The 26,858-nt window shown below is 64.7% G+C and carries 27 protein-coding genes and 1 pseudogene; 17 read left to right on the top strand and 11 right to left on the bottom strand.

Annotated elements, in window-relative coordinates; all coding sequences use genetic code 11:
• The first annotated feature begins 322 nt into the window (after positions 1 to 322).
• From glmU to L0D18_RS08185, 7 genes are read left to right on the top strand one after another with little or no spacing between them, the layout of a single operon-like run.
• Positions 323 to 1,684, top strand: coding sequence for a bifunctional UDP-N-acetylglucosamine diphosphorylase/glucosamine-1-phosphate N-acetyltransferase GlmU (gene glmU / locus L0D18_RS08215; protein WP_243028397.1), 1,362 nt, complete (start codon positions 323 to 325; stop codon positions 1,682 to 1,684).
• Between the two features lie 42 nt (positions 1,685 to 1,726).
• Positions 1,727 to 2,014, top strand: a complete 288-nt coding sequence (locus tag L0D18_RS08210) for a twin-arginine translocase TatA/TatE family subunit (protein WP_243028396.1) — start codon at positions 1,727 to 1,729, stop codon at positions 2,012 to 2,014.
• Positions 2,011 to 2,754 carry a twin-arginine translocase subunit TatC gene (tatC, locus tag L0D18_RS08205; RefSeq protein WP_243028395.1) on the top strand — a complete coding sequence of 248 codons (744 nt, stop codon included), beginning with the start codon at positions 2,011 to 2,013 and terminating at the stop codon, positions 2,752 to 2,754. Before L0D18_RS08210 ends, tatC begins: the two co-directional genes overlap by 4 nt.
• 33 nt (positions 2,755 to 2,787) lie before the next feature.
• The gene (locus L0D18_RS08200) at positions 2,788 to 3,852 is read left to right on the top strand and encodes a bifunctional 3-deoxy-7-phosphoheptulonate synthase/chorismate mutase (protein ID WP_243028394.1); all 1,065 of its coding nucleotides are present in this window, start codon (positions 2,788 to 2,790) and stop codon (positions 3,850 to 3,852) included.
• Positions 3,853 to 4,794 (top strand): 4Fe-4S dicluster domain-containing protein, encoded by a 942-nt coding sequence (locus L0D18_RS08195; protein ID WP_243028393.1) that lies wholly within the window; start codon positions 3,853 to 3,855, stop codon positions 4,792 to 4,794.
• A 9-nt stretch (positions 4,795 to 4,803) separates the two neighbouring features.
• Positions 4,804 to 5,205: a methylmalonyl-CoA epimerase gene (mce, locus tag L0D18_RS08190; RefSeq protein WP_243028392.1), complete on the top strand. Its 402-nt coding sequence runs from the start codon at positions 4,804 to 4,806 to the stop codon at positions 5,203 to 5,205.
• Between the two features lie 40 nt (positions 5,206 to 5,245).
• Entirely contained in the window at positions 5,246 to 5,548 is a 303-nt protein-coding gene (locus tag L0D18_RS08185) for a VanZ family protein (RefSeq protein ID WP_243028476.1), read from the top strand.
• Here the strand turns inward: L0D18_RS08185 and L0D18_RS08180 are convergent.
• The 9 genes from L0D18_RS08180 to L0D18_RS08140 all read right to left on the bottom strand — a co-directional run bounded on the left by L0D18_RS08180 (position 5,502) and on the right by L0D18_RS08140 (position 16,130).
• The gene (locus L0D18_RS08180) at positions 5,502 to 6,185 is read right to left on the bottom strand and encodes an SDR family NAD(P)-dependent oxidoreductase (protein WP_243028391.1); all 684 of its coding nucleotides are present in this window, start codon (positions 6,183 to 6,185) and stop codon (positions 5,502 to 5,504) included. The two genes, L0D18_RS08185 and L0D18_RS08180, sit on opposite strands and share 47 nt — an antisense overlap.
• Before the next feature lie 3 nt (positions 6,186 to 6,188).
• A complete protein-coding gene (locus L0D18_RS08175) occupies positions 6,189 to 7,190 on the bottom strand; it encodes a hypothetical protein (protein ID WP_243028390.1) in 1,002 nt (333 codons plus the stop codon).
• Entirely contained in the window at positions 7,187 to 9,652 is a 2,466-nt protein-coding gene (locus tag L0D18_RS08170) for an LPS-assembly protein LptD (protein ID WP_243028475.1), read from the bottom strand. The genes L0D18_RS08175 and L0D18_RS08170 overlap by 4 nt, the downstream gene beginning before the upstream one ends.
• A 17-nt stretch (positions 9,653 to 9,669) precedes the next feature.
• Complete coding sequence (locus tag L0D18_RS08165) at positions 9,670 to 10,713, bottom strand: LptF/LptG family permease (RefSeq protein ID WP_243028389.1); 1,044 nt, start codon at positions 10,711 to 10,713, stop codon at positions 9,670 to 9,672.
• Positions 10,710 to 11,720, bottom strand: coding sequence for an LptF/LptG family permease (locus L0D18_RS08160; protein ID WP_243028388.1), 1,011 nt, complete (start codon positions 11,718 to 11,720; stop codon positions 10,710 to 10,712). Before L0D18_RS08160 ends, L0D18_RS08165 begins: the two co-directional genes overlap by 4 nt.
• A 63-nt stretch (positions 11,721 to 11,783) precedes the next feature.
• The gene (locus L0D18_RS08155; protein ID WP_243028387.1) at positions 11,784 to 12,194 is read right to left on the bottom strand and encodes a hypothetical protein; all 411 of its coding nucleotides are present in this window, start codon (positions 12,192 to 12,194) and stop codon (positions 11,784 to 11,786) included.
• A gap of 370 nt (positions 12,195 to 12,564) precedes the next feature.
• A complete protein-coding gene (locus tag L0D18_RS08150) occupies positions 12,565 to 13,599 on the bottom strand; it encodes an alcohol dehydrogenase family protein (protein WP_243028386.1) in 1,035 nt (344 codons plus the stop codon).
• Positions 13,596 to 13,988 carry an SCP2 sterol-binding domain-containing protein gene (locus L0D18_RS08145; RefSeq protein ID WP_243028385.1) on the bottom strand — a complete coding sequence of 131 codons (393 nt, stop codon included), beginning with the start codon at positions 13,986 to 13,988 and terminating at the stop codon, positions 13,596 to 13,598. Before L0D18_RS08145 ends, L0D18_RS08150 begins: the two co-directional genes overlap by 4 nt.
• A 204-nt stretch (positions 13,989 to 14,192) precedes the next feature.
• Positions 14,193 to 16,130: a DNA topoisomerase subunit B gene (locus L0D18_RS08140; protein WP_243028384.1), complete on the bottom strand. Its 1,938-nt coding sequence runs from the start codon at positions 16,128 to 16,130 to the stop codon at positions 14,193 to 14,195.
• Positions 16,131 to 16,273: 143 nt separating this feature from the next.
• On the opposite strand from L0D18_RS08140, the gene L0D18_RS08135 reads away from it, so the two are divergent.
• Positions 16,274 to 16,660: a hypothetical protein gene (locus tag L0D18_RS08135; protein WP_243028383.1), complete on the top strand. Its 387-nt coding sequence runs from the start codon at positions 16,274 to 16,276 to the stop codon at positions 16,658 to 16,660.
• Here the strand turns inward: L0D18_RS08135 and L0D18_RS08130 are convergent.
• Both L0D18_RS08130 and L0D18_RS08125 read right to left on the bottom strand, forming a co-directional pair.
• The gene (locus L0D18_RS08130; protein WP_243028382.1) at positions 16,642 to 17,868 is read right to left on the bottom strand and encodes an Eco57I restriction-modification methylase domain-containing protein; all 1,227 of its coding nucleotides are present in this window, start codon (positions 17,866 to 17,868) and stop codon (positions 16,642 to 16,644) included. The two genes, L0D18_RS08135 and L0D18_RS08130, sit on opposite strands and share 19 nt — an antisense overlap.
• A gap of 23 nt (positions 17,869 to 17,891) precedes the next feature.
• Positions 17,892 to 19,079: a glycine C-acetyltransferase gene (locus L0D18_RS08125; protein WP_243028381.1), complete on the bottom strand. Its 1,188-nt coding sequence runs from the start codon at positions 19,077 to 19,079 to the stop codon at positions 17,892 to 17,894.
• 174 nt (positions 19,080 to 19,253) lie between these two features.
• Here L0D18_RS08125 and L0D18_RS12055 point away from each other — a divergent pair.
• From L0D18_RS12055 to trpD, 9 genes and pseudogenes are all read left to right on the top strand, one after another.
• Positions 19,254 to 19,589, top strand: a pseudogene (locus tag L0D18_RS12055) (helix-turn-helix domain-containing protein); the annotation flags it as partial.
• Entirely contained in the window at positions 19,569 to 19,907 is a 339-nt protein-coding gene (locus tag L0D18_RS12050; RefSeq protein ID WP_479725463.1) for an integrase core domain-containing protein, read from the top strand. The pseudogene L0D18_RS12055 and the gene L0D18_RS12050, both read left to right, overlap by 21 nt.
• The gene (locus L0D18_RS08115; protein WP_243028379.1) at positions 19,840 to 20,283 is read left to right on the top strand and encodes a hypothetical protein; all 444 of its coding nucleotides are present in this window, start codon (positions 19,840 to 19,842) and stop codon (positions 20,281 to 20,283) included. The genes L0D18_RS12050 and L0D18_RS08115 overlap by 68 nt, the downstream gene beginning before the upstream one ends.
• A gap of 74 nt (positions 20,284 to 20,357) precedes the next feature.
• Positions 20,358 to 21,020, top strand: a complete 663-nt coding sequence (locus L0D18_RS08110) for a GntR family transcriptional regulator (protein ID WP_243028378.1) — start codon at positions 20,358 to 20,360, stop codon at positions 21,018 to 21,020.
• On the top strand, positions 21,017 to 21,940 hold the full coding sequence (locus L0D18_RS08105) for a proline dehydrogenase (RefSeq protein WP_243028377.1): 924 nt from the start codon (positions 21,017 to 21,019) through the stop codon (positions 21,938 to 21,940). Before L0D18_RS08110 ends, L0D18_RS08105 begins: the two co-directional genes overlap by 4 nt.
• Before the next feature lie 20 nt (positions 21,941 to 21,960).
• Complete coding sequence (pruA, locus tag L0D18_RS08100) at positions 21,961 to 23,511, top strand: L-glutamate gamma-semialdehyde dehydrogenase (RefSeq protein WP_243028376.1); 1,551 nt, start codon at positions 21,961 to 21,963, stop codon at positions 23,509 to 23,511.
• 241 nt (positions 23,512 to 23,752) lie between these two features.
• Entirely contained in the window at positions 23,753 to 25,171 is a 1,419-nt protein-coding gene (gene trpE, locus L0D18_RS08095; RefSeq protein WP_243028375.1) for an anthranilate synthase component I, read from the top strand.
• Entirely contained in the window at positions 25,168 to 25,749 is a 582-nt protein-coding gene (locus L0D18_RS08090; protein ID WP_243028374.1) for an anthranilate synthase component II, read from the top strand. The genes trpE and L0D18_RS08090 overlap by 4 nt, the downstream gene beginning before the upstream one ends.
• Positions 25,737 to 26,726 (top strand): anthranilate phosphoribosyltransferase, encoded by a 990-nt coding sequence (trpD, locus tag L0D18_RS08085; protein ID WP_243028373.1) that lies wholly within the window; start codon positions 25,737 to 25,739, stop codon positions 26,724 to 26,726. Before L0D18_RS08090 ends, trpD begins: the two co-directional genes overlap by 13 nt.
• Positions 26,727 to 26,858 lie beyond the last annotated feature (132 nt).

Raw genomic sequence — 26,858 nt, 5'->3', positions numbered from 1 at the left:
GACCCGAGCCCAGAAAAACCTTGACTCCGTATCGGCAGGCGAGCGCAATGCTTCTGGCTCTGCCACGGGTGTTCGTTTGGAGTTTTACCCATCGGACTACCCGATGGAACCCCCTACTCCAAGTTTCAAGGTCCACGGGGAACGCTGTCCCCAAGGGAATTGTACCACACATGTGCAGCTCACCATGCCATGTGCTCCTGCGGGGCACGTGGGGGAGCTAAGCGACCTTCGGTCGCATGTAGCTTCGCTGACCCATGTATCCCCGGTTTGAAAACCGGGGGATTATAGCCCCCTACACCCCCCTTTTCTCTAAAATGACACTATGCACGCCCATGTGATCCTGGCCGCCGGGCAGGGGACCCGCATGAAGTCCCGCCTGCCCAAGGTGCTCCATCCCCTTTTGGGCAAGCCCATGCTGGCCTATGGGGTAGAAACGGCCTTGGCCTTAGCTCCGGAGAAGTTGGTGGTGGTGGTGGGCCATGGGGCTAAACAGGTGATGGAGGCCTTAAAGGGCTACCCGGTGGAGGTGGCGGTGCAAGAGGCACAGCTGGGCACCGCCCATGCCCTCCTGCAGGCGGAGGCCTTCTTGAGGGGATTCCCTGGGCCCATTTTGGTCACCCAAGGGGATACCCCCCTTCTGCGCCCGGAAACCCTCAGGGCTCTTCTGGAGAGGGTAGAGGAGGGGGCGGGGATGGCCCTCCTCACCGTGGAGCTCCCTGACCCCACCGGCTATGGCCGCATCCTGCGCCAGGGGGAAGAAGTGGTGGGCAATGTGGAGGAGAAGGATGCTTCCCCGGAGGTGAAGGCCATCCGGGAGGTGAACGCCGGGGCCTATACCTTTGACGCTTTTCTTTTTCAGGCCCTTAAGGAAGTGAAAAACGAGAACGCTGCCCGCGAGTACTACCTTCCTAACCTCATCGGCATCTATCGGGCCCATGGGCGCAAGGTGGTGGCGGTCCAGGGGGTGGCGGAGGAGGCCCTTGGGGTGAACACCCGGGAGGAACTGGCCCGGGTGGAGGGGGTGCTCCTTGCCGCCTTGCGCCGGGAGTGGATGCGAAGGGGGGTGCGTATGATCCTGCCCGAGAGCATCTACCTGGAGGCCAGCGTGGAACTGGCCCCCGATGTGACCCTTTGGCCGGGGGTGGTGCTCAAGGGGAAGACCAAAATCGGCGAGGGGGCGGAGGTGGGGCCCTATGCCATTCTGGAAGACACCCTCTTGGAACCCGGGGCCCGGGTCCAGGCCCACACCGTGGCCCAGGGGGCGGTGATCGCAAGGGGGGCCGACGCTGGGCCCTTCGCCCGGCTTCGCCCGGGAGCGGTCCTTAAGGAGGGGGTCCATGTGGGCAACTTCGTGGAGGTGAAGAATAGCCTCCTCCACCCCGGGGTCAAGGCGGGGCACCTGGCCTACCTGGGGGATGCCGAGGTGGGGGAAGGGACCAACATCGGGGCTGGGGTCATCACCGCCAACTACGATGGCCGGCGCAAGCACAGAACCCATATCGGCAAAGGGGCCTTTATCGGATCCAATAGCGTCCTGGTGGCCCCGGTGCGGGTGGGGGATGGGGCCATGGTGGGGGCAGGAAGCGTGATCACTCAGGATGTACCCGAGGAGGCCTTGGCCATTGCCCGGGAAAGGCAGCGAAACCTTCTGGGCTACGCCCGCAGGAAGCGGGAGGAGGGATAGAGGCTTCACCTTCTCTTCAGGATAGGTGGTAAACTGAAGAGCATGAACCTGGGCATGCAGGAAATCCTGGTGATCCTGGTGGTGGCCCTTCTTATCTTTGGGCCTAAGAAGCTTCCTGAGCTGGGCCGCTCTTTGGGCCAAAGCATCCGCGAGTTCAAGCGGGGGGCCCAGGAGATCCGCGAGGAGCTGGAAAAGTCCGTGGACGTGCGGGACGACAAGGGCCCCGAAGGGGCTAGGTTGGCTAGGGAGGAGCTGAAGCCCAAGCCCGTTTCTGAGGCTTCCAGCAAGGCCCCGGAGGTTACCCAACCCCAAGAGGAGCGTAAGGCTTGAAGGAAGCCCCCCTGGTAGAACACTTAGAGGAACTTAGGACCCGGATCCTCTGGTCGTTATTGGCCTGGGCGGTGGGTACGGGAGTGGCTTGGACCTTTAGGGTCCAGCTTTTGGAGTGGCTGAAGCGGCCTTTGGACCTGGCGGCCAAGACCAACAACATCCAGGTCAACCTCATCGTCTTGGACATCACAGAGCCCTTTTTGGTCTCCTTGAAGGTGGCGGCCTTTGGGGGGCTCGTTCTGGCCCTGCCCTTTATCGTCTACCAGGTCTGGGCCTTTATCGCCCCCGGCCTTTACGAGCACGAAAAGCGCTTGGCGGTCCCCTTCTTGTTGGGGGCGGGGTTCAGCTTCGCCTTGGGGGCCCTTTTCGCTTACTATGGGTTCTTACCTTTTGCCATCCCCTTCCTCTTGGGCTTTTTGGGGGATGTCATCACCCCCCAGATCTCCATCGGCCGCTACATGGGCCAGGTGCTCATGATGATGACCGTCATGGGCCTGGTGTTTGAGATGCCGGTGGTGAGCTACCTCCTGGCCCGGCTGGGCATCCTTTCCTCCGCCTTTTTGGCCCGCAACTGGCGGATCGCCGTGGTCCTCCTCCTCACCTTGGCTGCGGTCATCACCCCCACGGTGGACGTGGTCTCCTTGGCCATCGTCACTGGCCCCCTTTTGGTCCTTTACTGGATCTCCGTGCTGGTGGCCCGGGTAGCGGAGCGGGCGAGGCCCAAGGAGGAAACCGCTTGACACCCGCTTAGGGCTTAGCCCATAGAATAACCCATGGACGAGCGCATCCTGGCCCTGCGCAAAGAGGTGGACCGGGTGAACCGGGAAATCCTGCGCCTCCTTTCTGAAAGGGGGAGGTTGGTGCAGGAGATCGGCCGCATCCAGACCGAGCTGGGCCTACCCCACTACGACCCCAAGCGGGAAGAGGAGATGCTGGCCTACCTCACCGCGGAAAACCCTGGCCCCTTCCCCGCGGAGACCATCCGGAAGCTATTTAAGGAGATCTTCAAGGCCAGCCTGGACCTCGAGGAGCAGGAGGATCAGAAGAAGTTCCTCTACTCCCGCCAGCACAAGCCCGAGCCCACCCGGGTGCGGGTGGGCCCCGTGGTCTTTGGGGAGAAGCCCCTCCTCATCGCCGGCCCCTGCTCCATTGAGTCCGAGGAGCAGATGATGGAAACGGCCCGCTTTCTCGCCGGCAAGGGGGTCAGGGTCCTGAGGGGTGGGGCCTTCAAGCCCCGGACCAGCCCCTACGGCTTCCAGGGCCTGGGGGTGGAGGGGCTAAGGCTGGGGCGGAAGGCGGCGGAGGCCTTTGGCCTGGTCTTCGTCACCGAGGTCATGGATACCCGGGATGTGGAGGTGGTGGCGGAATACGCCGACATCCTGCAGGTGGGGGCCCGTAACATGCAAAACTTCGCCCTCCTTAAGGAGGTGGGCCGCTCGCGCAAGCCCGTTCTCCTCAAGCGCGGGCTTGCCGCCACCATGGAGGAATGGCTCTATGCCGCCGAGTACATCCTTAGCCAGGGAAACGAGCAGGTCATCCTGGTGGAAAGGGGGATCCGCACCTTTGAGCGCTGGACCAGGAACACCTTAGACCTTTCCGCGGTGGCCTTGGCCAAGCGGGAAACCCACCTGCCCGTGGTGGTGGACGTGACCCACGCCGCCGGCCGTACGGACCTCCTGGCCCCCCTGGCCCGGGCGGCCTTGGCGGTGGGGGCGGATGGGGTGCACGTGGAGGTCCACCCCAACCCCAAGGTGGCCCTTTCCGACAACCAGCAGCAGATGGACTTCCGGCAGTTTGAGGCGTTCCTGGAGGCCATTCAGGACCTGTTGGGGGCGTAGATGGGCCTTTTGGATAACCTCTTAAATGCCTTCCTGAAGGCCACCGATCCCAGGCCCCGGTATGCTGAAACCCGCTGCCTCCTCTACAAGAACAGCGTGGGGGGGTGTGACCGCTGTTACCAGGTCTGCCCTAAAGGCGCGGTGCAGCTGGAAAGCTTCCGGGTGGAGCTGGACGAGGTGCTCTGCACGGGATGTGGCCTCTGCACGGGGGTCTGCCCGGGGGTGGCCCTGGAGTATCCCTTAGGGGGTATCCAGGAAGCCCTGATCCGGGGCAAGGGGCAGATCCGTTGCTCCAAGGCCGAGGGCAAGGGGGAGGAGGTGGTGTGCCTGGGCCGCCTGACCCCGGGGCTTTTGGCCGAGGCGGGAAGCCGCTTTGGCCAGCTTATCCTCGCCAGGGGAGACTGCGCCACCTGCAGGATTGGGGGCCCCTTGGTGCCCCAACACCTGGAGAGGATGGCCGAGGAGGCCCGGCGCTACCACCCCGTGGAGGTGGAGGTCCGCCAAGGGGAGCTTCCCGGGGAGAAGGTGGGCCGGAGGGAGCTCTTCCAGGCCCTTTTGGGAAGCGCCAAGCGCACCGCCGCCGATCTGGTGCCCGAGCCTCCCCTGGCCGCGGAACCTGGGGAAAAGGGCCTGCCGGCGGAGCTTCGCCTGCGCCTCCTTGCGGCCAAGCGGGCTTCTACCGTGCGCTGGCCCAAGATAGCCGTGGAGGAAGGATGTACCCTCTGCCCGGTCTGCACCAACGTCTGCCCCACGGAGGCGGTCTATAGGGTGCGGGAGGGGGAGGAGTACGTGCTCAGGCTCAAGGTGGAGGCCTGCACGGGGTGTGGGGCCTGCGTGGAAAGCTGCCCGCCCCAGGTGATCCGCCTCGAGGAGGCCAGCAAGGAAGAGGTCTTCGGGGAGCTGGAGCTTTACCGGGGTAAGCCCCCTTGGTACGACCTGTAGAATCCTCCCATGCGGCTACACCACGTGGGCATTGCCGTGGAGGACTTAGAGGAGGCCAAGGCCCGCTATGGGCTTTTGGGCTTTGGCGTGGTGGCGGAAGGGGAGGTGGCCTCCCAGGGGGTCCAGGTGGCGATGCTGAAGGGCCAAGGGGAGGCCCTTGTGGAGCTTTTGGCCCCCATGGGGCCCGAAACCCCGGTGGGGCGCTTTTTGGCCAAGCGGGGCCCAGGGCTCCACCACCTGGCCTTCGCTACTCCCCGGATGGAGGAGGAACTCGCCCGGCTGAAGGCGCAAGGGGCCAGGCTCCTAGACCAGGTGCCCCGGCCTGGCTTCGGGGGCCACCGGGTGGCCTTTCTCCACCCTAGCTTTGGCCTAGGGGTGCTTTGGGAGCTGGTGGAGGAAGAGGGTGCCTAGCCCCTGGCGCCTTCTGGCCGCCCTTTTGGCCCTGGGGGAGATGGGCCTACTGTGGTGGTTTTCCGACCAGCCTGCTACCGGGATGGGCTTGCCGCACCCTTGGGATAAGGGGGCCCATTTCCTGGCCTATGGGCTTTTAGGTTTTCTCCTGGGGGTAGCCCTTGGGGATTCCCGCTCCGCTTTTTTCCTGGCGGCTATGTACGGGGTGGTGGACGAGTGGCACCAAAGCCATGTCCCTGGCCGGGAGGCCTTTGGCCTGGACCTTTTGGCGGACGTCCTGGGGGCGTACCTGGGGGCTAGATGGGGGGGTAGATGGGCAGTTCCAAAAGCCTTCCGCCCCTAGCGGTGGCGGCCAGGACGAGGGCCTCGGCCAGAAGCTCGGGGGCGATCCAACGGCTAGGGTCGGCCTCGGGCATGGCCTTTCGGTTGGCCTCGGTGTCCAGGGTGCCCATGGGGTAGAGGAGGAGGAAGCGCACCCCTTCCACCTCCCCTTGCAAGGAGCGGAGGAGGCTGGCCAGGGCGGTCTTGGCCATGGTGTAAAGGGCCCGGTGGGGCCCTACCCCCGTCCAGGCGGTTCCGGCGGCAACGGCGGCGAAAAACCCTTCCCGGCGGGCTTCCATGTAGGGCAGGGTGGCCCTTAGGAGGTTAAAGGTGGTGCGCAGGTTCAGGTCCAAAAGCCAATCGTATAGCCCAGGGTCGGAGTCCAGGAAGCGCCCGGCGGCGAACCCGCCCACGGTGTGGACCACCCCGAAAAGGGGGGCTTGCCCTTCCACAAAGCGGGCCAGGGCCTCGGCCTCCTCTAGCCGGGTGAGGTCGGCCACAAAGGTTTGGGCCCCATAGGTCCTGGCCCGTTCCGCCATCCGCTCCTCCCGAGGGTCGGAGAGGAAAAGCCGAGCCCCAGCCCTATAAAGCGCGGGGATCACCGCCCGGGCCAAGGCCCCCCCAGCCCCCGTCACCAGGAAAGCTTTACCTTGGAGCATGCCTCATTCTACGGGGATGAAGGCCAAGGAGGTGGGGCTGAAGCCTAAATTCAGCTGACGTAGGAAGAAGGGAGGGGAAGGCGTCAGATCGTAGACCTCTAGGGTCTGGTCCTGGACCAGGTAAAGGTAGCCATCCGGCCCCACCAGGCCGGCCGCGTAGGTTTTGAAGGTTTGCTGGGGCCCCGAGTCCTTGGGGAAAAGAACCTGGAACCCTAGGCCGTAAGCCACCCCACCCCCCACGGGGTCCAGGGCCAGACGGCTCCTTTGGGGAAAATCCCCAAGGACCTTGCGGCTTGAGAGGGTCTGGCCCTCCAGGGTGTAAAGCCGCAACTCGAGCGCGGTGGCGGCAAGCCCCAAAAGCCGCCCCTGGGAGCGGTCCAGCTGGAGATCGTAGGGGCCTTGGCTGGCCTGGGGGTCCAGGGGTTTTTCCAGGCTGGGGGTGGGAGTTTGCCACGGCCGGTAGCCCAGGGCTTGCTGCGTGATGTAGGCCAGAAGTTCCTCCCCCCCTTGGGGGAAAAGGGCCAGGCGCACCTCCGGGGGAAGGCCGGTGAGGTCCGCTTCCTTCAGGTTGCCCGAGCCATCCAGGTTCCAGAGGAAGGCCCGGGAGGCCCTTGGACAATGGGCCAGAAGCCGGTTCTGTCCAAGCTGGAGGTAGCCTCCCGTGCAGTCCACGCCACTAGGGAGGTTGGCGGTGGTGGGGGAAGGCTGGGGCGCGGCATCCCCCCCGAAGCCCTGGGTGGGGTAGGCCTCGAGGCGGTCCCCTAGGAGAAGGTAAAGCCTTCCGAAGCCATTGGAGTAGGCCAGGTCTTGGAGTCCTGGGGTGTTCCAGGTGGTCACGGGGCTAGCCGTGCTCCCCTGGAGGTCTTTGGCCCGGTAGAAGCGCACCTCCCCCCCTCCCCCCATGGCCACCAGGGCCGGCAGGGGGGGTTCTTGGCTTCCCGTGCAGGCGCCTAGGAGAAGGGCCAAGCTGCCCAAAACCAAGTGAGTAAACCCTAACCGTTTCACCGGCCACCTCCCAGCTTTACGCCCTCCTGGGAAAGGAGAAGCCCCGCCGCCTGCCCTCCGTAGAGGAAGGCCAGGCCCACGCTGCCCTTGGCGGCATCCAGGGTGAAGCGTAGGGCCCAGCAACACCGGTCCAGCACCAGGACAAACCGGGGCTTTAAGGGCTCCCCGGGCAGGTTTTGCGTGAGGAGGGCGGAGAGGTGGAGCTTGGTCTTCTCCCGGCCTAGGAAGGTGAAGGTGGGCCCGAAGTTGCGCAAGGCGAGGCCATAGCCCTCGGGCCTTTGCGGCTGGCGCAGGTAGGTGAGGTTTCCCGAGAGGGAAAGCCCGGGGATGGCCCCTTCCCCCGCTTCATCCGCCGGCACCGGTGGCCAAAGCTCCATCCCCCCGCTAAAGGTGGCATCCTTGAGGTAGATCTCCCGGTCCTCCACCTCGGGGAGGTGGAGGTTGGCGCCTAGGCGGAAGGATACCTCCGGCTGGGCCTGGGTGAGGCCAAAGCGCAGGTTCGTGGCCCTAAAGCCCTCCTGGTACCGGCCGGAAAGGGCCAGGTCCAAAAGGGGCCCAGGGAGGCTTCCCCAGCGGTAGCCCAGGGTGTAGGCCAAGGCGGTGGGGTCCCACGTGGTTTGCAGGGAGAGGCTTTCGGGGCCCAAGATGGCCTGCCCTTGGAGGCTTAGGGTATCCTTCTGCCAGTCCCTTAAGGCCCTTAGGGTGTAGGCGCTGACCCCCTCCCTTAGGGCGAGGCTGAGATCGGTGGTGAGGGGGCCTTCCCCGTTAAGGCCATGGCGGTGGCTCAGGTTCAGGCTTCCCCCGGGGAGGGCGTAGGCCCCCTGCAAGAGGAGGGGGTCAAAGAGGGCCTTTGGGTGGTCAAAGCGGAGGCTGGCCTTGAGGGAGAAGGGGTAGGGGGTGAGGCTCCCCTCGAGGCGGGTCTCCAAGGGCCCTTCCCCCTCGAGGCCCCGCTTGTGCCCTAGGGTCAGCTGGTATCCCTGGTCCTGAAGGCTGGCCTGGGCCTCTAAGGGCAGGTACCTCCCTCCTTCCAGGTCCCGGCCCCCTTTGAGGTTTAGGGCCAGGGGCCTTTCCTGGAGGCCCAAGCTCAAGGTGGCTTGGTGGCTTCGCCGCTCTGGTAGGGCGTCAAAGCGGAAAGGGGTTTCCCCCTCCTGGACGCTACGAAGGTAGCTGGCCTCTAGGCTGAAGCCCCCCAGGGTTTGCCGGAGGCTGGCCGTGGTGGCCCAGTCTATCTGCCGCTCGTACTCCCCGTCCGGGTTTTGCGTGGTGTAGTAGAAGCCCCGGAAGCGGTTTTCCGCCCTAAGGATGGCCCCAGGCCAGGGGGAAAGGAAAAGGCTTTCGCTATGGGAAAGGAGGGCCCTTCCTGCTTGGGCATAGGGCCCAAGGGCCCGGGCGGAGCGGTTTAGGGGGTTGGTTTCCGCCAGATAGCGGCCCAGCACCAGCCCCCCCTGCACGCTGAAGGGGCCTTCCCGGAGGACGGGGCTTTGGGCCTCCACCTCGGGCAGGCGCTGGAGGGTTCTGGGGGGTGGGGTGGTGGGGTCGTGGTCCAGGAAGCCCTCAGCCCGAAGGGTGTAGCGCCAGTCCTGGGGGGAAGGGGTGCCGGGCAAAAAGGCCTCCAGGCGGAAGCGGGTAAGCCTGTCCCGGGTGTCGTCCCGTTCCAGGAGGGCGCTTAGGGAGAAGTCCCGCCGCTTTAGGGCGTACTCCCCCCGGTACTGGAAGGTGTCCGGGGGGGTGTGGAGAAAGAAGTAGCGTTCCTTGGCCTCCCCCGTTCCAAAGTGGTCAAACCCGAAGCCATAGCCCCGGCCCTGGTAGTAGGCAAGAAGGGTGTAGCCCACGCCAAACTCTGCCACATAGGGCAAGGCCGCCTTCACATACAAGCCCCCCTCGTCCTGGCCCACCTCAAACCGGGGTTGGCGCTCCGATAGGAAAAGGAGGAGGACCGGAAGCTCCAAAACGGGCTTTTCCTGGACTAAAAGCACCACCCCCCGGGCCACCACCCGGTCCCCCGGGTAAAGGACGATCTCCCGGGCGCGGAAGCCGTAGTCGGGCACCTCCTGGCCGCAGGGGACACAGGGGGAGGCGTAGCCCCTTTCCAGGAGGATGACCCCCGCCATCCGCTGGCAAAGGGGCCCGGTGAGGAAAAGGTCCTTGGCCTCTATGCGCATCTCCAGGGCGTCAAAGCTTTCGTCGGAAAGGGAAAGCTGCAGCTCTTCCGCTTCCAAAAGCCTTCCCTCCCGGTCCCGGTAGCGGACCCCTTCCGAGAGGAAAAGGAGCTTTCGGGTGCGGAAATAGATCACCCTTCCCGCCTCAATGGCCTCCCCATCCCGTTCCAGGCGCACGGGACTGCCCGTGAGCACGTAGACCTCTTCGTCTCCTTCCTGCCTAAGCTCCAGCTTCTCCGCTTCCAGGACCTTCAGCACCTTTTCCTGGGCCCAGGCGGGATTCCAAAGGTAAAGGAGGACCATGGCCAGGGCAAGGGCCTTCACCTCCGCCCTCCCAGGAAGAGAAGGAGGCCCAAAAGCCCGTAGACCAGGTTGGGTCCCCAGGCGGCCAGGAGGGGGTTTAGGGCGTTTTGCTCCCCCATGATCCGCCCCACGCTCCAGGTGGCGTAGTAAAAGAAGGTGAGGACCGCCACCCCCACAAGCCCCAGGCTCCGGGACCCGCCCAAGAGGTAAAAGGCCAGCCCCACCGCGAAGAGGGCGAAGATGAGGCTGGCCGTGGGTTCGGCAAAGCGGCGGTGGTAGGTGGTGGCCTCGAGGCCCGCCTTCACCCCCGCCTGCCTGAGCCTTTCCACCTCCTGCTTTAGCTCCCTTAGGGTCATGCGGTTGGCGGGGTTCTGCCAGGGCTCAAAGGTGAGGTCCTTAAGGACCAGCTCGCCCCTTTGGAAGCGGGTTACGGTTCTTGGCCGGTCCCCCTCATAGGTGATCCTCAGGCCTCTTTCCACCCGTAAAACCCCTCCTCCGAACCTTCCCTCCTCCGCCAAGACCACCTCCTCCCGGGAAAGAATCCGTAGCTTCCCGATTCTATCCCCGCTCACCTCCCCCACGTAGACCACCCGGCCCTTGGCGTCCTGGAAGCTGGCCCCGGGGGTGAGGAGGGTGCGGGGGCGTTCCAACACCTGCCGCCTCAAGAGGTCCTGCCCCGCCGCCAGGCTTCTTGGCACCAGGCTTTCCCCTAAGGCGAAGCCCAAGAGGGCCAATACCCCTCCCAGGGCCAAAAGGGGCAGGAGTACCCGTTCCCGCCGGATGCCCAGGGCGAGAAGGGCCTTAAGCTCCGAGTCCTCGGCCATGCGGGAGAGGAGGAGAAGCAGTGCGAAAAGGTAGGCCACCGGGCTTCCCCGCACCAAGGCCTCGGGGGTGCGGTAGAGGAGATAGAGGAGAAGGGTGTAGGGGTCCGCCCCCTTGGCCACCAGGGGAGCCAGGACCTCGTAGACCGCACCTGCCAGGAAGAGCAGCACGATGGCCCCAAGCCCTAGGAGGTAGTGGCCCAAGGCTTCCCGCAGCAGGTAGCGGTCCAGGGTGGTCACCGTAACCTCCAGACCAGGTAGAGCCCCAAAAGGGCATAGAGCCCATTGGGGAGGTAGGCGAACAGGGGATTTACGTCATAGCGGGCCAGTTGGGCGCTTAGGGTCCAAAGCACGTAGTAGCCGAAGATGAGGAGGACGATGCTAAGGAAAGCCCAGGCGGCCTCCCGGAAGGCGAGGCCCAAGGCGGCGGCCACCAGGCCCAGGAAGAAGCCCCCCAAGGCGTCTGCCAGACGGCGGTGGAAGGCGAAGCGGGCCGAGGGCTCCACCTGGCTTCTCTGCCAAAGCTCCCAGAGGGTAGTGGAGTCGTAGGGGTCACGGGAGCCCAGGCTTTCCTTAGGGCGAAACTCCACGGGGAAGGGAAGGAGGCCGGCGAAGGGCTTGGGTCCTTCCCCATCCCACACGTAGCCCCGAAACTGCCACCCCTCCCGGTCCCAGACCCCTTCCTGGGCGCTGTATACCCGGCCCCTTTCGTCCACCACTCGGAGGCCAAAAAGCCGGTTCTGCCCCACCTCGGGCCGCACCTCCTCGGCGTAGTAGACCCCGAGGCCCGGGGGGGCATAAAGTTGCTGGCGGAGCACCCCGCTATAGGCCCCTTCCCCGTATAGGAGGTGGGCCAGGTGCCGGTCGTAGGCCTCGAGGGCCCTAGGGCGGAGCTCCGCCAGGTTGAGGAGGTTGAAAAGGCTCACCAGAAGGGCCAAAAGCGCCAGGGGTTTTAGGAGGGCCCAGGGGGGTACGCCCGCAGCGTAGGCCGCCTTCAGCTCCGAACTTCGGATGAGGCGGGCCAGGCCCACCAGGATGGCGAAGACCAGGCCCAAGGGAAGGGCTAGGCTCAGGGTCCAGGGTAGGCGGTAGAGGATGAGCTTGAGGATGGCCTCCACCCCAACCCCTCGGCTCAGGAGCACCCCGGAGAGGCTGGAGAGGAGGTCAAAGGTGAGGAGGGCCACGAAGAGCACCACCCCCACCAGGTAGGGGATCAAGACCTCCCTAAGGACGTACCGCCCCAGCACGAGGCCGAGTATACGGGGCCAGGATGAGAAACAAGCCGGGGAGGTGGGGAAGGGGATTAGGCTTCAGTGGGCGATCACGTGGATCACCGGCAGGCTAAACCGTTCGGCCTGGGTGTGGACGTCCAGGCGGAGCCAGCGGGAAAGCCCGGGAGGAAGGGTGGCCAGGACGATGGCCTGGTAGGCCCCGGGGTGGGCGGCCAGCTCCTCCTCCATGGCCAAGAGGGGGGAAACGTCCCCAGGCTTGGCCTCTTCCACTGGGATACCTTGGGCCTCGAGGGCGGCTTTGGCAGCCTCGGCCTCCTTCCTTGCCCGCTCCTGGATTTCCCTTTCCTCGTAGACCCAGCCCCCAGGGGGCACGGCGGGAACCAGGAGGACGAAGCGGGCCTCGGGGTCCTGGTCCAGGATTTCCAGAAGCTTTCTCGCCAGTTCGGGGCTTTTGGCCGTGCGATGGGCCACCACCAGATACCGGGCCATGGCTTCACCCCCTTTGCCTTGAGGGTAGCCCGGTTGCCCAAGGGGAGGGGGAGGAAGGTTACATTGCCCAACGCCATACCACCCCGGGGCAAGCTAGGGTGGGGCCCCAGTCGCACACCTCTAACGGCACTTTTGTGCCTTCCGGTGGGGAAGGTTTCCAAGGGGGAGGGTTTGCCCTAAAAAGTGGAAAAGTTCCGAGGTATTTCGGGAAGGCTTCCTGGGGCCCCTACTGGCGCGGTCCCAAGCGGGGACCCAGAGGCTTTTAGCCCGTCGGGGACGGGTTTTGCTGCATACCCCTTTACATACCGGTAAACCGTGGTATACTGAAGAAGTCAGAGGAAGAAGCCGCCTGCGGGCGGCGGTTTTGCGTTTAGGGCACCAAGGCCACCTTGGTGGCCTGGCGCTCGTGGAAAAGCCGGTAGCCCTCCGGGGCCTCCTCGAGGGGCAGGCGGTGGCTGAAGACAAAGCTTCCCTTAAGCCTCCCCGCCCTTTGCAGGGCCAGGACCTCCTCAATCCAGCGAGGGATGTTGGCCAGAGCGCTTTTCAGGGTGAGGCCCCGGCTGAAGGCGGAAAGCCAAGGATATTCCAGCTTCTCGGCGGTGGGCACCCCGAGGCTGGAGACCATCCCTCCAGGGCCCGCCAGGCGCAGGGCAAGCCCTAGTGCCTCCCCATCCCCGCCCACGGCTTCCACCACCAGGTCTGCGCCTAGCCCCCCCGTTTCCTTCCGCACCCGGGCCACGGGGTCTTCTGCCTTGGGGTTTAGGGGCAGGCTGCCCAGGGCCCTTGCTTTTTCCAGCCGGCCCTCCTCGAGGTCGATGGCCATCACAAGCCCTGCTCCGAGGGTGTGGGCCACCATCTGGGCCATGAGGCCCACGGGCCCCGAGCCCACCACCGCCACACTCATCCCCGGAGCGAGGAAGGGCCGCACCCCCCCGTAGGCGGTGGTGAGGATATCCCCCGCCAGGATGGCCTCCTCTGCGGGCAGGTCTCCGATGGGGAAAAGGCTATGCCGGGCAAAGGGGACCCGCACCCGCTCCGCTTGGGCTCCCTGGAGGTTGCCCAGGGCCAGGCCGAAGCCGTAAACCCCTCCCTTCAAGCAGGCGAAGTACTGCCCCTTGCGGCAGGCCGGGCAGTCCCCGCAGGCCACCTGGAAGCTCCCCACCACCCTTTCCCCTAGGGAAAAGGGCACCAAGGCCCCCTTTTCCACGATCCGCCCCACGAACTCGTGGCCTAGGACGGTTCCCGGCAGGACCCCGGCGATCTTGCCGTGGTAGATATGCAGGTCCGAGCCGCAGATGGCGGCCAGCTCCACCTGGACGATGGCGTCGGTTTCCGCCTCCAGCTTGGGCTCGGGTACCTCCTCCACCGCCACCTGGAAGGGCCCGTGGTAGACCAAAGCCTTCATGCCACCTCCCGGGCCACCTTGACCAGCTCCTGGGCCGCTTGGGCGTAAGGGGCTAAGGCGGCGATGGAGCCCCGTTTCAGCTCCAAAAGCCCCCGCATGAGGGCGGTAAGGGGCTCGAGGCGGCCCTCCAACACCTCCTGCCAGGTGGCCAGGTCGGCCTCTATGACGAAGTCGGCCTCCGCCTCCCCCTCCACCACCTTCACCCCCCGGCACGCCCCGTGCCAAAGGTCCAGGACCACGGCCACCCCCTGGGGGAATCCCAAGGCGGGATCAGGGCGCACCGCCAGGGCCAGGCTTCCCTCCCAAGCCGCGGCGGCCTTTTTGTAGGCTTCGCTCTGGTTCAGCTTTTGGCAGTAGGCTTGGGCCCAAGCTTCTCCAAAGAGTTCCATGGCTTCCCCCTTTCCTTAAACCGAGTATAAACCCGCCCTCGGAATAGGACATAAGGGGGTGCTTAGGCTCTTCCGCGACCCGGGCAATCGTAGGTCGGGGGTTTAGGGTTGAGGGCTTCCGCTTTGCCCCCCCAAACCCTCAAATGAACCGCCTGGTGCTGTCCCGTGTCCTGGGGCCCAGCCCCGGCTGGGCCCTGGAGGGTATTAGATGTCCAGCTCCGCGTAGCGGGCGTGCTCCTCAATGAACTCCCGCCTGGGGGCCACCTCCTGCCCCATGAGCTTTTCAAAGAGCTCGCTGGCCTCGAGGGCGTCCTGGAGGCTCACCCGCTTCAGCACCCGTTTTTCCGGGTTCATGGTGGTCTCCCAAAGCTGCTCGGGGTTCATCTCCCCCAGGCCCTTAAAGCGCTGCACCTCGTAGTTTTTGTCCCCCAGCTCCTTCAGGCGGGCGGCCAGCTCCTCGTCGGAGTAGAGGTATTCCACCCTCTTGCCCACCTGCAGGCGGTAAAGGGGGGGCTGGGCGATGAAGACGTGCCCCTTTTCAATCAGGGGCCGCATGTAGCGGTAGAAGAAGGTGAGGAGGAGGGTGCGGATGTGGCTGCCGTCCACGTCGGCGTCGGTCATGATGATGATCTTGTGGTAGCGGAGGCCCTCCAGGTCAAAGTGGGTCTCCGCTTCGGGGGCCCCAACCCCCAAATGAACCGCCCCCGTGCCCCCGATCCCCACCCCGATGGCCGCCACCATGGCCCGCACCTCGGCGTTCTTCAGGGCTTTGGAAAGCCCAGCCTTTTCCACGTTGAGGATCTTGCCCCTTAGGGGCAGGATGGCCTGGAAGCGCCGGTCGCGGCCCTGCTTGGCGCTCCCCCCGGCCGAGTCCCCTTCCACGATGAAAAGCTCGGCTTCCTCGGGGTTTTCCGTCTGGCAGTCGGCCAGCTTCCCGGGGAGGTCGTCGGACTCCAAGGGGTTTTGCCTGCGCACCAGCTCCCGGGCCTTCCTGGCCGCCTCCCGGGCCTGGGCGGCCCGCAGGGCCTTCTCGTAGACGGTCTTGGCGATGCGGGGGTTCTCCTCGAGGGCCTCCAGGAACTTCTCGTAGACCACCTGGGCCACGGCGCTCCCCGCCTCGGGGTTTAGGAGCTTCCCCTTGGTCTGCCCCTCAAACTGGGGCTGGGGAAGCTTCACGCTCACCACGGCGTAGAGCCCCTCCAAGAGGTCATCCCCCGTGGGCTGGGGGCCCTTTTCCTTGTTGAGCCCCGCCTTCTTGGCGTACTGGTTCAGGGCCCGGCTGTAGGCGGACTTGAAGGCGGTGAGGTGGGTGCCCCCATCCCGGGTGGGGATCATGTTGGCGTAGGTGAGGATTTCGGCGGTGTAGCCCTTGGTGTGGATGAGGCCCACCTCCACCTCCACATCCCCTTCTTGCCCCCGGAAGAGGAAGGGCTTCTCGTAAAGAAGCTCCTCCTCCGCTGCCAGGGCCTTGGCGAAGGAGGCCACACCCCCTTTGTCCAAAAAGACATCCTCCCGCCCGTGGATGAGGTCTTTAAAGACCAGTTTGAGCCCCGCCACCAGGTAGCTCACCTCCCGCAGGCGGGCCCGGATCTTGCTGGGGTCAAAGGCCAAGTTGCCGAAGATTAGGGGGTCGGGCTTAAAGGTGACCCGGGTGCCCCTTTTCCCCTTGGGGGCGGGGCCCACCACGGTGAGGGGCTGGGTAACCTCTCCCCGGCCAAAGGCGATCTGGTAGTGGTTTCCGTCTCGGAAGACCTCCACCACCGTCCATTCGGAAAGGGCGTTGACCACGCTGGCCCCCACCCCGTGCAGGCCCCCGGCCACCTTGTAGGCCCCGCTTTCAAACTTGCCGCCCGCATGCAAGACGGTGTAGGCCACCTCCACCGCGGGCCGGCCCTCTTCCGGCATCAGGTCCACGGGAATGCCCCGACCGTTGTCCTCCACGGTGAGGGAGCCATCGGGGTTTAGGGTGGTGACGATCTCGGTGGCGTAACCCGCCAGGGCCTCGTCCACCGCATTATCCAGAATCTCCTTGAAGAGGTGGTGGTACCCCTCCACCCCCGTCCCCCCGATGTACATGGCGGGGCGGTGGCGCACCCCCTCTAGGCCTTTGAGAACCTTAATGGCGGAAGCGTCGTAGCTCACCCCTTCAGTATACCACAGGGTTTGGGCCACGAGTTTTCCCTTAAGGATGGGCCTTGATGGGGGGCGGCTTTCCGGAGCTCCCTGTGTTCATTACCGATTATTGGCCTTGCCAGGGGCTTGCTCCAGACCGTAAGATGCCCGCTGTGCCGGCCCTGGTTTTTCTCCACTCCCTTTTGGGCCTCTTCCTCCTGGTGGCGGTGCCGGCTTTGGCCCTGGTGGGGCTTTGGGGTTTTTGGCGCCCCCTTCCTGGGCGGTTTTACCGGGTCCTTAGGGGCACCGCCTGGGTGGCCATCCTTCAGGTGGTCCTGGGGTTCGCTCTCCTGTGGGCGGGCCTGAGACCCAAGGACGGCCTGCACCTCCTTTACGGGCTTCTTCTGGCTGTCGGCTTGCATTATCTGGGGGGCCTCGAGCCGGGGGGCTGGTTCTACCGGGGTCTGAAGGACCCTCCCAGACGCCCGGAGGTCTTTGTGGCCTTGGGGCTCCTCTTCGCCTTGGGCCTGGTCTTGAGGGTCTACTTTACAGGGCGGTGAAGGAGGTCTGGGGGAAGGGGTATCCCCTCCAGCATGGCTCGGGTGAGGTGAGGCACCACTTCCCGGTACAGTCCCCGGTAGTAGGCCTGTACCTGGGGGCTATTCAGGTGGGCCACCAAGGCCGCCGGATCAACCCTTACCCCCGCAAGATAGCCGGCTGACGCCGGCTGACCCTTGGGTAAGAGGTGGAACTCCTCCCGCCAAGGATAAGCCCTCTCGTCCCAAGCGGCCACCACCTGGTAGTGCCGGGTGTGGGCCACCACCAGGTGGGGGATGGCGTAGAAGAGTTTAAGGAGGCTCACGGCCTTCTTGGGGAAGTAGAGGCCGGAATAGGGGGTATCGTAGTCTATGAAGCCCGGCTTCAGGTTCCTCCCCGTGAGCACCGGCACCAGGCCGGGGCCTGGGGCGGTCCGGGTGAGGGGGTGGGCCTTGATCTCGGGGCTACGGGCGGCAAAGTGGATCCCGAAGACCTCCCCCAAGGCCACCCCTTCCCGCTCCATGGCCAAGGCCGTGGGGTCGGGGAAGCGGATGGGCTCCCCTTGCCAAGAGGGGTCCTCGAGGAGGAGGACGGGGCTAGGAAAAAGGGGGCCTTCCGCATCGTAAAGCCTTAGCCCCCTTTCCCCCTTCCGGAAGCGGACCACGGTGGCCACCACCTTGACCTCCGGGAAGGGGCGGCCCAGGTAGTAGACCTCCACCCCCCCTTCCCGGGCTAGGAAGGCCCGGAGCTTCCTGAACTCCTCCAGCACCATCCACGAGGCGGGGACCACGTAGATGAGAAGCCCCCCAGGAGCGAGGAGCCTCACCCCTTTCTCCAAGAAGGCCCCGTAGAGGTTGTAGCGCCCGTGCCAGGTGGTAAAGCGCTTGCGGTAAAGCCCGCGCCTTTCCGCGGGGAGCCTGGCCCCCGCCCCCAAGGCGCCGTAAGGGGGGTTCCCCAGGATAAGGTCAAAGGTTCCATCCGGTTCCCAAAGGAGGAAGTCCGCCACCTGGCCTTCAGCCCAAGGGGGCGGGTCAAAGGCCAGGGGGTCCACCTCCACCGCATGGAAGCGGTAACCGGTGCCCTGGGCTTCCCGGAAGGCCCGGAGGAAGGGGGCGTGGGCTGCGGCAGGCTCCAGGATCCTTCCCCCCTTGGGGGCCTCCGCCAAGGCCACCATGAAGGCAACAAGAGGGGGAGGGGTGAGGACCCGGCCCAGGGTGCGGCTTACCGGCATGGCAAGGGCCCCCAAGGCGGGGGTTAGCGGATGACCCCCAGCTTCCGGCCCACCTTGGCGTAGGCCTCGAGGGCCTTATCCAACATCTCCTTGGTGTGGGCGGCGGTTACGATGTTGCGGATGCGGGCCTTCCCCCGGGGCACGGTGGGGAAGCCGATGCCCACGGCAAAAACCCCCTCTTCCAAAAGGAGGCGGCTCGCCTCAAAGGCCAAGGGGGCTTCCCCAAAGAGCACGGGGGTGATGGGGGTTTGGCTCCCCAGGGTGTCGTAGCCTAAGCGGGCCAGCTCCGCCTTGAAGTAGCGGGTGTTCTCCCAAAGCCTTTCCACCCGCTCGGGCTCCCTTTGGATGAGCTCCAGGGCCCCCAGGAGGGCCCCCACCACCGCCGGGGGGTGGCTGGTGGAAAAGAGGAAGGGCCGGGCCTTGTTAATGAGGAGGTCTTTAAGCTCCCAAGCCCCGGCGGCATACCCCCCCACCACCGCCCAGGCCTTGGAAAGGGTGGCCACCTGGATCACCTCGGGGTCCTGGTGGAAGCCGAAGTGGTGGACCGTGCCCTTTCCCATCTCTCCCAGAACACCGCTTCCGTGGGCGTCGTCTACGTACACCACGGCCCCGTATTTCTTGGCCAAGGGGACGATGCGGTCCAAGGGGGCGATGTCCCCATCCATGGAAAAGACCCCATCGGTGACGATCAGCTTGAGGCCCTCGGTGTCATGGGCCTTCAGCAGTTCCTCCAGGTGGGCCACATCCCCATGGCGGTAAACCAGGCGGGTGGCCTTGGTGAGGCGCAGGCCGTCAATGATGCTGGCGTGGTTCAGCTCATCGGAAAAGACTAGGTCCCCCTCCTTCAGCAGGGCTCCCAGCACCCCTTGGTTGGCGGTGAAGCCTGACTGCAGGACCAAGGCGCTTTCCGTGCCCTTAAAACGGGCCAGGGCCTCCTCCAGCTCCAAGTGGTAGGTGAAGGTGCCGGCGATGGTGCGCACCGCCCCGCTTCCCGCCCCCCATCTTTCCAGGTACAGGCGGGCCTTCTCCTTCAGGTAGGGATGGTTGGCGAAGCCCAGGTAGTTGTTGGAGGCCAGGTTGACCACTTCCCGCCCCTCCACCCGGGTGACGGGCTCCTGGGGGGCCTCGAGGACCCGGGGGCGGATGTAGAGACCCTCTTCCTTTAGCCTCGAGAGTTCCTCTCGTATGCGCGCCTTCAAGGATAGGCTCATGGTCCTATCTAACCTTGGGAAGTAGGTTTCTGACAAGCAGCGCTAGCATTATGCGTTATGTGTGCAAACCCCATTTGGATTTGTCGTAACTTTGCTCTGAACCTGGACAAACACATGTGAGACACCGAACGTGATAAAAATAGGGAAACCGATTCTCGGGAGGAGGTTCCCCAGATGCATCTTACCACGGTTGGCCGGGCAATATGGCAAGGGGCTAAGGAAGCTCGGAGGTTAGCTGAGGCAGGAGCGGGCGACCCGGAGGCGGGGAAACGCCTGCCCAGGCTCAGATTGGTCAAGGCCCTGCGGGAGAGCAAAAGGGGCTGGGATGAGATAGAGGAGCTTTTGGGCATCAGCCGGGCCACCTACTACCGCTGGGAAAGGGCGTTGAGGGAAGGAGGCCTCGCCGGACTCAAGCCCAAGTCCCGCCGCCCCCGGCGCCTGCGGGGAAAGGTGCACTGGAGGCCGGAGCTCCTCCTCCGGGTGGAGGAGCTGAGGTTCATTTGGGGTAGGGGCCCCAAAGAGGAGTTTTATACCCGGGCTTTGCCAACGAGGGTGGCCGAGCTACAAGCAGAGCTCAAGGCCTACCTGGACTACTACAACCGCAGAAGGCCCCACATGGCCCTGAGTGGCCTTGCCGCTTTGGAGTTCCTGGCTAAGATACAAGAGGGGTCGGTTCCCCAAGGTGTCTCAAATGTAGTGGCCAATTACATGCTCTTGACACAAAAGAGGGAGTTATGTAGAATAAGACTGGGAGGTAAATATGAAGGTGAAAGTCTGGACTTTCCTCCTGTTGGCGCTGGTTTTTGGCTTTGGGATGGCAGAGGGTAACCCTCGGGTGCCTAAGTTCCAAGTGGGTTTGGACACCGTTGCGTTGGGATGGCCCTCTGCCGATGAAAAAGGGGGGATAGTTTCTACTCTTGGCATAAACTTGGGGCTTGGCATAGCTTATAAAAGCTATTTTGAGCCTTTATATCCGGAAAAAGGCTCGCTCTATTGGGAACTAGGAACGATTCTACTTATTGACCCGTATATTGGCGTGGGCTACGACTACCGAATAAACGAAATGTTTTATTTGGGAGGCGGTGTAAGCGTATACCCGCTTCACCTAATCGGTCTCTCTTTAGCGGGAGGGGGTTTGGGTGCTACACTGGGGTTTTTGTATTCCGTTTTCCCCCACATCCACTTTGGCGTTTACCTTTACTAAGTAGGGATTTCCTGAGGGAAAGGGGCAAGGGTGTCCTTGCCCCTTTCCCTTTTCTGCTGTAACCTGTATACAGGATGCAGACCTTAGGTTTCCGCCGGCCCAACCAGGTGCGGGAGGCGGTTTACCGGCACCTAAAGGAGCTTCTCTTCTCAGGGCGGTTTGCCCCGGGGGAGCGGCTTTCCGAGCCCCTTTTAGCCCAGGAGCTGGGGGTTTCCCGCACCCCCGTGCGGGAAGCCCTCATGCGCCTGGCCGAGGAGGGCCTGGTGGAGCTGGTGCCGGGCCGGGGGGCCAGGGTGCGCACCTTCACCCCGGAGGAGGTGGAGGAAGTTTATGGGGTGCGGGCCCTTTTGGAGGGGGAGGCGGCCCGGGAAGCGGCCCTCAGGGCCACGCCATGGGAGCTGGAGGACCTAAGGGCCCACCTTAAGGCCATTGACGAGGCCCCCAAGGAGGACTACCCCGAGCAGATGCGCCGGGATCTGGAGTTCCACCGGGCCTTGGTACGGCTTTCCGGGAACAGGACCCTTTACCGCCTCTACGAGGACCTCCTCTCCAGCCTAGCCCTGGTGCGCAGCGCCCTCCCCAACCTCTCCCAAGAGGAGGCCACCCGCAGGGAGCACGGGGCTATCCTCGAGGCCCTGAGGAGGCGGGACCCCGAGGGGGCCAAAAGGGCGGTGGAGGCCCACGTGTACCGCTTCCGCGACCTGGTGGTGGCCAGGCTGAGGAAAGGAGGGGTATGAACCTGGACTTGGTCTATCGGCAGGCGGTGCTCTCCGTGGCCGGGAACCCCAGGGTGGAGGCCCTCATCAAGGGGCGGGCCCGGAGCCTGGTGCGCCGCTACGTGGCGGGGGAGACCCTGGAGGAGGCCCTTGGGGTGGCGGAGAGACTTCAGGCCCAAGGGGTGCACGCCATCTTGGACCTCTTGGGGGAGATGGTGGGGAGCGAGGAAGAGGCCCGGGCCTTCCAAAGGGGAATCCTGGAGTTGGTGGGGAGGGTGGCGGAGCACCCCTGGCCCAAGTACATCTCCTTGAAGCTAACCCAGTTGGGCCTGGACCTTTCCGAGGACCTGGCTCTCCTCCTCCTCCGGGAGATCCTAAAGGAAGCGGAGCCCAAAGGGGTCTTCGTGCGGATAGACATGGAGGATTCCCCCCGGGTGGAGGCCACCTTGCGCCTTTACAGGGCCTTGCGGGAGGAGGGGTTTAGCGGGGTGGGCGTGGTTCTCCAGAGCTACCTTTTCCGCACGGAGAGGGACTTTTGGGAGCTCCTCCCCTACCGGCCCAACCTGCGCCTGGTGAAGGGGGCTTACCGGGAGCCCAAGGAGGTGGCCTTCCAGGATAAGCGCCTCATAGACGCCGAGTTTTTGCACCTGGGGAAGCTGGCCCTGAAGGAGGGGCTTTACGTGGCCTTCGCTACCCACGACCCCAGACTCATCGCGGAGGTGAAGCGCTACACCGAGGCCATGGGCATCCCCAAGGACCGGTTTGAGTTCCAGTTCCTCTATGGGGTCCGCCCCGAGGAGCAAAAGCGCTTGGCAGGGGAGGGGTACACCGTGCGGGCCTACGTGCCCTACGGCACCCATTGGTACCCCTACCTAAGCCGGCGCATCGCCGAGCGTCCGGAGAACCTGTTTTTAGTGCTAAGAAGCCTTTTGGGCGGTTAGGAGGTTAAAGGAGGTAAGGCATGACGGTGGAACCTTTTCGCAACCAACCCATAGAGACCTTTGGGATGGATGAGGCCAAGCGGGAGATGCGGGAGGCCTTGAGGCGGGTCAGGGCCGAGTTTGGCCGCCACTATGGCCTTTACATAGATGGGACATGGGTGGACACGAAGGAGAAGATCCTATCCCACAACCCTTCCGCCCCCAGCGAGGTGGTGGGGAGCACCGCCAAGGCGGGGGTGGCCGAGGCGGAGGCGGCCCTAGAGGCGGCCTGGCGGGCCTTTAAAGCCTGGAAGGACTGGCCCCAGGAGGACCGTAGCCGCCTCCTCTTAAAAGCTGCGGCCCTCATGAAGCGGAGACGGCGGGAGCTGGAGGCCACCTTGGTCTACGAGATCGGCAAGAACTGGCTCGAGGCCAGCGCCGAGGTGGCCGAGGCCATAGACTTCCTGGAGTACTATGCCCGCCAGGCCCTTAAGTACAAGTACCCCTCGGTGGAGGTGGTCCCCTACCCCGGGGAGGACAACGAAAGCTTTTACATCCCCTTGGGGGCGGGGGTGGTCATCGCCCCCTGGAACTTTCCTATCGCCATCTTCACCGGGATGATCGCCGGGCCGGTGGCGGTGGGGAACACGGTGGTGGCCAAGCCCGCGGAGGACACGGTGGTCATCGCTGCCAAGGTGTTTGAGATCTTCCACGAGGCGGGCTTTCCCCCTGGGGTGGTGAACTTCCTGCCGGGCAAGGGGAGCGAGGTGGGGGCCTATTTGGTGGAGCACCCCAGGACCCGGTTCATCAACTTCACAGGGAGCCTGGAGGTGGGGCTTTGGATCCACCAGGCCGCCGCCAAGCTGGCCCCGGGCCAGCGCTGGATCAAGCGGGTTTTCCTGGAGCTCGGCGGTAAGGACGCCATCATCGCGGACGAGACCGCCGATTTGGACGCCGCCACCGAGGGCATCCTCATCTCCGCCTACGGCTTCCAGGGGCAGAAGTGTTCGGCGGCCAGCCGTCTCATCGTGACGGAAAGGGCCTTTGAGCCCCTGATGGAAAGGGTTTTGGCCCGGGCTGAGCGCCTGGTGGTGGGTCCTGCGGAGGAGAACCCCGACCTGGGCCCCGTGGCCAGCCAGGCCCAGGAGAAAAAGATCCTCTCCTACATAGAGATTGGCCAGAAGGAAGGCCAGCTGGTCCTGGGGGGGAAGCGCCTGGAGGGGGAGGGCTACTTCATCGCCCCCACCATCTTCACCGAGGTGCCGCCCACCGCCAAGATCGCCCAAGAGGAGATCTTCGGCCCGGTGCTTTCCGTGATCCGGGTGAGGGACTTCGGCGAGGCCCTCGAGGTGGCCAACAACACCGTCTACGGCCTCACAGGTGGGGTTTATTCCCGCAAGCGGGAGCACCTGGAAAGGGCCCGGCGGGAGTTCCACGTGGGGAACCTCTATTTTAACCGCAAGATTACCGGAGCCCTGGTGGGGGTCCAGCCCTTTGGTGGCTTTAACCTTTCCGGCACCGACACCAAGGCCGGGGGGCCCGACTACCTCCTCCACTTCCTGCAGATGAAAACGGTGGCGGAAAGATTCTGATGCTTTCCCCTTGATAGGGACCCCGCTAGAGGCTCCCCGTAGGCTTCGCCGAGGAAGGCTTAGGGGTCCGGCATAGGTACCTTACCCAGGGAAGCCCATGTCCCCCTGGACGCCAGGGGCGCCTTGGGCTATCCTTGGGGCATGAGCTCCTTTGCCGCCCGCTGGTGGCCCGGCTAGGCCCCGGGGCGGATGGGCTTTTTCCCCGGGGCTATGGGCCCCGGGGGTTTTTGTAAGGAGAGACATGGAAACCATCAGGCCCTTTGGCAAAACCCTCCTGGCGGACCTGGAAACCCCGGTGACCGCTTACCTGAAGCTTTCGGAAAAGGCCCCGGTGAGCTTTCTTCTGGAGTCGGTGGAACGGGGGAGGCAAAGCCGCTTCTCCATCATCGGGGTAGGGGCAAGGCGCACCTTTCGCCTAAAGGATGGGGTCTTCACCATCAATGGCCAACGGGTGGAAACCCAGGATCCCTTACGTACCCTTTACCAGGCGGTCCACGCCCCCCTTGGGCAGCCCGAAGGGCTCCAGGGGGCAGGCCTCCCGCAGCCCGACCTCCCCCCCTTCCTCGGGGGGGTGGTGGGGTATGCCGCCTACGACCTCATCCGCTCCTACGAGCGCTTGCCCTCCCTGAAGCCCGACGACCTGGGCCTTCCGGACCTCCTTTTCGTGGAGCCCGAGGTGGTGGCGGTCTTTGACCACAGCAAAAACCTCCTGCACCTGGTGGTCCCCACCCCTGACCCAAAGGAGGCGGAGGACCGCCTTCGCTGGGCGGAGGAGAAGCTTAGGGGTCCACTGCCGGGCGTGCCGGGGCAGGGCCCTGGGGGAAGGGCCCGGTTTGAGGCCGACATGAGCCGGGAGGAGTACTTGAGGGCAGTGGAAAAGGCCCTGGACTATATCCGCGCCGGGGACATCTTCCAGGTGGTCCTCTCCTTGAGGCTTTCCTCCCCCCTCACCGTGCACCCCTTCGCCCTGTACCGGGCCCTGAGGAGCGTGAACCCAAGCCCCTACATGGGCTATCTGGACCTGGGGGAGGTGGTCTTGGTCTCGGCCAGCCCCGAAAGCCTCCTCCGCTCCGACGGCCGCAAGGTGGTCACCCGGCCCATCGCCGGCACCCGGCCCCGGGGAAGGGATGAGGAGGAGGATAGAAGGCTTGCGGAGGAGCTTCTTAAGGACGAGAAGGAGAGGGCTGAGCACGTGATGCTTTTGGACCTTTCCCGAAACGACATCGGCCGGGTTTCCGCCTTCGGCACGGTGCGGGTCCTGGAGCCCATGCACGTGGAGTACTACTCCCACGTGATGCACCTGGTGTCCACGGTGGAGGGCATTTTGGCCGAGGGCAAGACCCCCTTGGACGCCTTGGCCAGCGTGCTTCCCATGGGCACGGTCTCGGGGGCCCCCAAGATCCGGGCCATGGAGATCATTGAGGAGCTGGAACCCCACCGCCGGGGGCCCTACGGGGGAAGCTTTGGCTATCTGGCCTACCATGGGGCCATGGATGTGGCCCTTACCTTGCGCACCTTCGTGATCGCCGGGGGAAGGATGCACGTGCAGGCGGGGGCGGGCATCGTGGCGGACTCGGTGCCGGAAAGGGAGTACGAGGAGTGCTGGAACAAGGCCAAGGCCCTCTTGAGGGCGGTGGAGATGGCGGAGGAGGGGCTATGAGGGTTTTGGTGATCGATAACTACGATAGCTTTACCTACAACCTGGTCCAGTTCCTGGGGGAGCTTGGGGCAAGCCCCGTGGTGTGGCGCAACGACCGGTTTGCCCTCGAGGACGTGGAGGCCTTAAACCCCGAGCGCATCCTGATCAGCCCTGGCCCCTGCACCCCCTTGGAGGCGGGGCTATCCCTCCCCCTCATCGGTCGCTACGCCCCCCGCTACCCCATCCTGGGGGTCTGCCTGGGCCACCAGGCCATCGGCATGGCCTTTGGGGGCAAGGTGGTGCCGGCTCCCATCATCATGCACGGCAAGGTGAGCGAGATCCACCATGACGGCACCGGGGTCTTCCGGGGCCTTCCCAATCCTTTCCCCGCCACCCGGTACCACTCCTTGGTGGTGGAGGCGGTGCCCGAGGACCTCGTGGTGAACGCCTGGGTGGAGGAGGCGGGAGGGAGGACGGTGATGGGTTTCCGCCACCGCCACTACCCCACCCACGGGGTCCAGTTCCATCCGGAAAGTTACCTAACGGAAGCGGGTAAACTCATCCTCAAGAACTTTCTGGAGGACCCATGGAGACCGTGAAAAAGGTGCTTTTGGGAGAGGTGCTTACCGAGGAGGAGGCCTTTGGCCTTATGCGGGCCATGATGGCCGGGGAGGTCTCCCCGGTGAGGGCGGCGGGGGTGCTCACCGCCATGGCCTTAAGGGGGGAAACCCCTTCGGAGATGGCCGCCATGGCCCAGGCCATGCGGGAGGCGGCCTTGACCCTGAAGGTGAACCGCAGGCCCCTTTTGGACATCGTGGGCACCGGGGGTGACCAGAAGGGCCTTTTGAACCTCTCCACCCTGGGGGCCCTGGTGGCGGCGGCCGGGGGGGTGGCGGTGGCCAAGCACGGGAACCGGGCAGCCAGTTCTAAGGCGGGCTCGGCGGATCTCTTGGAGGCCCTGGGGGTCAACCTGGAAGCCCCGCCCGAGCGGGTGGGGGAGGCCATAGAGACTTTGGGCTTTGGCTTCCTTTTTGCCCGCCTCTTCCACCCCGCCATGCGGCATGTGGCCCCGGTGCGGGCTGAGCTTGGCATCCGCACCGTCTTCAACCTGCTTGGCCCCCTTACCAACCCCGCGGGGGCCGATCGGTACGTGCTGGGGGTCTTTAGCCCCAGGTGGCTTTCCCCCATGGCCGAGGCCCTAGGGCGCCTGGGGGCCCAGGGGATGGTGGTCCACGGGGAAGGGGCGGATGAACTGGTCCTCGGGGAGAACCAGGTGGTGGAGGTGGGGAAGGGGGCCTACACCCTTCTTCCCGAGGAGGTGGGGCTTAAGCGGCTTCCCCTCGAGGCCCTGAAAGGGGGTTCCCCAGAGGAGAACGCCCAGCTGGCCACAAGGATTCTCAAGGGCGAGGAAAAAGGTCCCCATGCCCAAGGGGTGGCCCTGGCGGCGGGGGCGGGGTTCTATGTGGCGGGCAAGGTGGCCTCCCTGCGGGAAGGGGTGCGGCTTGCCCAGGAGGTCCTGGCCTCCGGGGAGGCCTACGGGCTTCTGCAGCGGTACGTGGCCTTTTTAAGGGGGTAACCCTCCACGAGGGACCCACCGGGTCCCCCACCTTGGTTTGGGACAGGGCAGGGTGGCCTTATACCCTTTTCTCGTGTTTCGTTCCACGAGTTCTAGTAGAGATGTCGCCTATCCAAGGGCTTTTCCGGGGCC

Source organism: Thermus albus (genome assembly GCF_022760855.1).
GTDB lineage: Bacteria > Deinococcota > Deinococci > Deinococcales > Thermaceae > Thermus > Thermus albus.
This window is presented reverse-complemented; position numbering and strand designations above follow the sequence as displayed.